A 6,518-nucleotide genomic window follows, 5' to 3' on the forward strand; every position below is an offset into this window, starting at 1 on the left:
CCCCATCTCCCCATCTCCCCTACTCAACTCTACCAGTGCCCAAATAGGGGTATTCCGAGTTATATCCAGGTTATCTCCAGGATCGCTGCGAGTAATTGCTAAGGCTGTGGTTTCGCTAATGCCGCTGACTTGTTCGATCACAATTTCAACCGTTTCGGCGGGATTAATTAAATCTACCATTACAGATGCGATCGCCTCTGGAACTGCACCGGGGGCGATCGCTTGGCGTTGTTTTAGCCATTGCAAAGCAGCGATCGCGCTCGCAGCAGCAAAAACTGGTAACGTATAGCCAGAACGGGGTTTTTCGTTAATCATTATTCATAAAAATGCCGTTAGAAGTGCCTGATTAGAGAACACTCTACGCTGGTAAGCAATCAAACTCAACTTGCTGGGAAGTGTGCTAGGAGGTCTTTGCCGTCAATGATCGTGGCAGTGAAGACAAAATTGCGATTAGCTTGATAGCGTGGGTCTGACTTAACGATCGCCATAAACTCCCGATGTCCCTGTTTTGTCCTACCTACTTGACAGCCAGCACTCCATTTTCCAATGTCTGACTTAGGATTGTCACCTCCCCAGTGTTGGTTAATACCGAATAAACCTGAGTCTATAGGTTCACCAGCATCACGGGTGCCTGAGCGATTGCTATCACGATGGACGGTGACTGGATTGCATTGCACAAGAGCTTCATGGGGGCTAGCGTGTCCGTGCATTCCGACGCACCATGATGTGTATTGCCCAAATGCGATAATCGCCGCGCCTTTGGGGTTCATGGGATTTTTTACATAGTATTTACCTGGGTTAGTCGTGGCTTCCCAACAGCCGATCATTACAGGCTTACCATCTTTGAACTCAATAACGGTGCGGAGGTCATTCCAGACATTGAGGGCATTGTTATTGAGGGTTCCGTCTGGGTTCATGCCTTCGATGTAGATAATATTCTTGTACCCAGGTTCTTTGTCAATTCTGTAACCTTTCTTTTGGCAATAGGCAATAATTTTCTCTACTAAAGTCTTGGGCTTAGTCGGAGTGGCTGCGAGTTTGGAGCCTTCTATCTGGATATGCTCGCCATAGATAAACCAGACCTGCTTCTCCTGATATGGAGACTTCAGCGTGACTCGCAAGTGGTGTGAGTCCGCGATTGCCAGATGAACTACCTGCAACTGTGTCCCAGCTTTGACACCAATTTTTTCGTTTGCTAACAGTTTGTTGGAGGGAAAAGAGCAATTTTTAAACACTGTATCTGAGGCTACCGTGAGATTAAAATCACCCTGCTCAGTCCGATCGTCCTTAAGTCCGATTGCTTCTAGAAAGTACAGAATTGCGGCGCAACCTGGCTCCGAATCATTAGTCTTCGTGTGATTAGTCCCAGCCCAAACAAACGGTGTAATTCCCTGGTCATCTTTGCCTTGGAAGTCGTTGTATTTGTCAAAGGCGAGTAAGCGAACACTGGACTTTGCTGGTATCTGTTCAGCCTGAATTGTACTCAGCTTGCGTGTAACTTGCTCTAGGAATTGGGTAGAACCCTCGAAGTCATTAACTGCGTGTAAAATCCCGAACCAGTACCAGGGTATGTTGGGATAGTACCATTCGATTTTTTCGTAAAAGCCGCGATCGTAACACAGCTTTTCAGCAATTTTCTCTAGTTCTGGCACTAGATTTGATTGCACCTTACAGCTTTCCCATAGCTCTGTATACTTGTCAACAATACTTACAGTACCAGTCATTTTGCCGATTATCCTCTTGCATTCTAAATCGATTAATTAGGTGAAATCTTGTTAGGTAGTTGTGTCTAGGCTCCATTCAGACAATTGTTCATTTCTAGAGTCTCGATGCCTCATTTCTGGTTGTAATTCTGGATATCTAAGTTCTTGATTTTTTACCTCCTCTAAACGCTGACAAATGCTATAGATGATAATCGGGTCGCGGACAATTTCAGCAAGAATACGAGCTTCATTAAAGTCCTTGATATCCGTACTTAGGTCGCGCAATACCAGTTCAGCAAGATCGGGACTTAATTCCATTTCCAGAGAGATGTTAATCGCAATATTCTGCCCAACTTTGTTGATGTCGATCGAGTACTTTTTGTGGTTCCGAATCATAAATAGTGTTCTCTTACGCTAAAACTCTGTAATTTCTCCGAGCAATCTCGGTAATAAGGTCAGCTTTGTCTCTGACAAGCAAAATTTCAAAGGTATACCACTAGGCGTAGGGGGTCATAAATAATTCAGCTTCAGCTTTTCTTCTTCTCAAAAGTCCGGCCTCAACATTGCTTCCAGGATTGCGATACTTGATGAAAGTTTCGTTGATTTTAGACCAATCCCGATTCCTTAAGACTGTGGTCATTGAATTGAAATTAGGAGAGCCGTAGAATTTACTTCCTAAGTTGTAGCCAAAGCTGAGTAATGCTCCTTGTTGGTTGGGGTTGAGTTCACTCCAGCAAGGAATTTTAGCTAAATCGGGTAAGTAGCTTGTTTCCAACTGATGAATTAATAGCTCGTCAGCTTCTTGTTGGGTAATACTCTCTCCCAGCCGCCAGGGACTACCGTCACGTTTTCTGGTTGCTCCCCAGCCAATTGTAATCGGTTCCCGTCCAGTTAAAGGATCGGGGTAGGCATTGAGATAGCAGCCTTCAAAGCGTTTAATTAACTCAACTCCACACATGGGTACTTTTGTAGTAGTTGAGGTAGAGGTTTTGGAGACTCCTGTAGGTTCAATGAGCTTTTCTGCTGCTGTATTGGTCGCAACTAGAGGATTGCTCTTAATCATAGCCAGAATCTCATTAGCACTGAGGTATTTTACTGTCTCAGCATTGACTCTAGTGCTGCCGTTATTTTCTCGATCGTCAGAGAGATCTGTCAGCACAGTACTTAAGTTAGATTGCTCAACTGAAACCACTTCGATTGTAGAAGCGGCTGGTTTCTCCTCTACTTTCTCAAGCTGAGCTAAACGCTGTTGTTCTAATTGCTGCTTTTCTTCTTCCAGACGACGCTTCTCTGCTTCTATCTGTTGACGCTGTGCTTCATACTGTGCCTGTAATTCCAACTGCTGATTGAGCTTTTCCAGAGCTTTTTCGGCATTTTTTTGGGCTTCTTCTTCTGTTTTCTTTTTGCTTTCGTTTTGCCTATCTTCTAAGTTGGCAATAAAGCCTTGTACATCTTGCTTAATGTACAACTCGACGCGCTCGGCAAAAGTGCTGTAAGCATCAGTATGATCTTCATAGTAGCGATAGGCTCCAGTTAATTGAAAGAATTCCCAGCCCTCTATTTTCAAACTTTCGGCAGTGTTGCGGTAGTTGCGGTAGTTCTCTCCATAACCAAAAAATTCTTCCAACGCAGCTGATATTGCTACTGCCTGACTGACACCAAAAGCAGTCCAACCCAAATATATCTGCCAGCGTTCATCACCTTTACCCAGACCAACTAATGCGGGAATAATTACCCCACCAATGATGGTAGTCATTCTGAGGGCGTAATGGCGGTCGCGATTTTTTGTGGCTCGTCCCTCCAACCACAACACTTGATCGAGCCAGCGTTGCTTGAGAAAGTCTTTTCGCAACTGTGATATGTCCAATTGGTCTATTAATCCACCTAAGGTCTGTTTCAGGTAGTAGCGATAGTCGTTTTTCTTTGCCATTCTTTATTAATTCTCCTATTGCACCCTTTACTGATATTTATTTCAACAACTTATTTGCTGGAATTATATTGATTGCAGATTTGACGATCGCTCTTGGTTAACTGTGTATTTGTCTGCAAATAATCCTGCACCAATTTACATCCCTCTACCTCTAGATGCTCTCGATGTTGAAATTTCTCTATATCCCACAGAATCACCGTGTTATCGTTACTAACAGAGGCAATGCTCTGATTATCTGGGCTGAAAGTTACATCATTAACCGCATCAGTATGGACGTAAAAAGGAGTCGGAGGTTTGTTATCTAAAGTCCAGATTTGGATAGTTTCATCGCTACTTGCTGAGGCAATCATCTTACTATTAGGGCTAAAAACAATTGCATTCACTGACTCTTGGTTTTTCTTAGCAGAGTGAAAAATTAGCCGAGTCCCTTCCAGCCTCCAGAGTTTACTAAAGTTGTCTACACTACCAGAAACAAGCCATTTACCATCGGGACTAAATGACAGATGGTTAACAGAACCCTTATGTGCTTTCACAGTTGACAACAACACGCCGTCACGATTCCAGAGCTTGATAGTATTGTCGGCACTTCCACTGGCAATTAACTTACCATCGGGGCTAAAGGCTACGGTTTTGGCCTTATCGGTATGTCCTTTGAGAACTTTTAGCAGTGTACCATCTCGCCGCCAAAGTTTAACAGTGTCGTCGTCGCTTGCCGAGGCAATCACTTGACCATCTGGGCTAAATAACACCTGATTTACCTGGTCGGTGTCAACGATCGGTTTTTGTAAGCGAATCCCATCTCGGTTCCAAAGCGTGATTTTTTTGTCTCGACTCCCTGTAACAATAGTCTGACCATCCGGGCTAAACGATACATCATTAACTTTGTCAGTTTGGGGAATGGTAGTTAGCAATCTACCGTTTGACTGCCACAGTTTTACAGTCTGGTCGTCACTGGCAGAAGCAATTAACCGCTTTTTCTTGTCTCGATCGGGACTGAAAGCAACTGCGTTTACAGGTTTTTCATGCCCAAAGAGAATCTTCACGAAGGGTGTCTCACGTCTCCAGAGTCTGAGCGTGTTGTCTTCGCTAGAGGAAATAATTGTTTTACCATCTGGAGTAAATACCACGTCTGTGGCTTTATCACTATGTCCAGATAGATTTACTAGCACAGAACCATCCAGGTTCCACAGTTTTACTGTTCGATCCCAACTAGCAGAAGCAATGTTTTGACTATCAGGGCTGAAAGCTACTCCTGTTACTTGATCGGAATGTCCGTCAAAGGTTTTCACGAAAGTCCCATCTGACTTCCATAGTCTAATCGTATTATCATCGCTAGCGGAAGCAATCCACTTCCCATCTGGGCTGAAGGCGACTGCTTTGACCTGTTTTTGGTGTCCAGTCAAGGTTTTGAGTAAGGTGCCATCTGACTGCCACAGTTTCACTGTTCGATCGCCACTGCCTGAAGCAATCAGTTTTCCATCCGGGCTGAAAGCGACTTCATTCACCTTATCACTATGTCCGGTCAAGGTTTTGAGTAAGGTGCCATTTGGCTGCCACAGTTTCACTGTTCGATCGTCACCGCCTGAAGCTATCAGTTTTCCATCCGGGCTGAAAGCGACTCCATTCACCTTATCGCTATGTCCGGTCAGGGTTTTGAGTAAGGTGCCATCTGGCTTCCACAGTTTAATAGTTTTGTCTACACTCGCTGAGGCAATTAGTTTCCCATCAGGACTAAAGGCTAAGGCGTTGACTGAATCCTTATGGTTAGTAAGAGTTTTTAGCAGTTTGCCTTCCCGATTCCAGAGTTTAACTGTATTATCTTCGCTGCCGGAAGCGATCGTTTTACCATCGGGGCTAACGGCAACAGCAAGCACTGTGGCATCATGCCCGGAGAGAATGTTATATTGTCTCGACGCAAAAACAGCCTGCTGAAGTACACTCTCAACTTCTTCCTCAAGTTCAGCGCTTGGTCTTTTGATAGTTTTGAGTCTTTGCTTGGCCTTGATTGCTGTTACCAGAGCATCTAATCTTTTATGGGAAACAAACAGCGCATCCGAATATTCAGCTAATGCCTCAACTGTGGCTTGGTTTGCCTCACGCTCTTTTTTGCGGGCTTGATTAAACAGGAAGAAAGATACTACTCCCAATAGCGTGGCAATAATAAAACCTAAACTCACAGCAGCCAGGAACATCTTTTGCCGTCTGGCGCTTTTTTTCTCCTCTAACAGTCTGGCTTCGGCTTCTTTGGTCTTTTCTTCTTGCAAGCGTAGCAGTTCAGCTTGTCGCTGTTTTTCGGCTTCTTCAGCAGCGAGGATAGCTTTTTGGCTGTCTTCAATATATGTTTGCTGTAAGGCAGTGGGTGGAGGTTGTTTTTTTTGTTCTAAGGCGGTTTCTAGCCAGTTTTGAGCAATGACAAACTCACTTCCTCGCAATAGCAAGTCGTGATTTTTGCCTTTTTCCTCCCACTCCATTGCCCGTTGCGACCATTTGGTGTGGCTGTGGACGTGCTCGCGATCGGTATCGAGAGTTCTGATCAGTTCGCCGAATGTGGAGACAAAATTAGCACTCTTCTGATGAAAGTCAATCCACTGAATTTTCGCTAATTCTGGATGTAACTCGGCTGGGTTCACTGGTTGGTACAACACTGTCACAAACCGCTTATTCAGCTTGGCAGCATATTCCACTTCATCCGCACAGTAAGGGGAATTTATCGATCGAGGCGACAAGATAAATAAAAAGTTGTCTGAAACCTCAATACGGCTCTCCCGTACCTGTGGGGATAAGTAAATCTTATTTAAATAAACAAGCTAACAGCTTTTCTCGCAAAGATTCAAAGCTTTTAAAGCCATAGCTTTGTCGAATAATGAGCTTAATTCTATTATTAA

5 protein-coding genes are annotated in these 6,518 nt (G+C 44.2%); all 5 read right to left on the reverse strand.

Translation table 11 applies throughout. The features are described 5' to 3' along the window. Positions 1 to 315, reverse strand: a 315-nt coding sequence (locus tag IQ264_RS30885; protein WP_193986278.1) for a cobalt-precorrin-5B (C(1))-methyltransferase, incomplete at its 3' end; no start/stop codon positions are given. Positions 316 to 380: 65 nt separating this feature from the next. Next, on the reverse strand, positions 381 to 1,724 hold the full coding sequence (locus tag IQ264_RS30890) for a hypothetical protein (protein ID WP_193986280.1): 1,344 nt from the start codon (positions 1,722 to 1,724) through the stop codon (positions 381 to 383). Positions 1,725 to 1,775: 51 nt separating this feature from the next. Continuing rightward, positions 1,776 to 2,099: a hypothetical protein gene (locus IQ264_RS30895; protein WP_193986282.1), complete on the reverse strand. Its 324-nt coding sequence runs from the start codon at positions 2,097 to 2,099 to the stop codon at positions 1,776 to 1,778. 100 nt (positions 2,100 to 2,199) lie between these two features. Next, positions 2,200 to 3,633 carry a DUF4231 domain-containing protein gene (locus IQ264_RS33305; protein WP_228061939.1) on the reverse strand — a complete coding sequence of 478 codons (1,434 nt, stop codon included), beginning with the start codon at positions 3,631 to 3,633 and terminating at the stop codon, positions 2,200 to 2,202. 50 nt (positions 3,634 to 3,683) lie between these two features. Next, on the reverse strand, positions 3,684 to 6,422 hold the full coding sequence (locus tag IQ264_RS30910; protein WP_322744839.1) for an eIF2A-related protein: 2,739 nt from the start codon (positions 6,420 to 6,422) through the stop codon (positions 3,684 to 3,686). Positions 6,423 to 6,518 lie beyond the last annotated feature (96 nt).

This window comes from [Phormidium] sp. LEGE 05292, assembly GCF_015207735.1.
Classification (GTDB): domain Bacteria; phylum Cyanobacteriota; class Cyanobacteriia; order Cyanobacteriales; family Aerosakkonemataceae; genus Floridanema.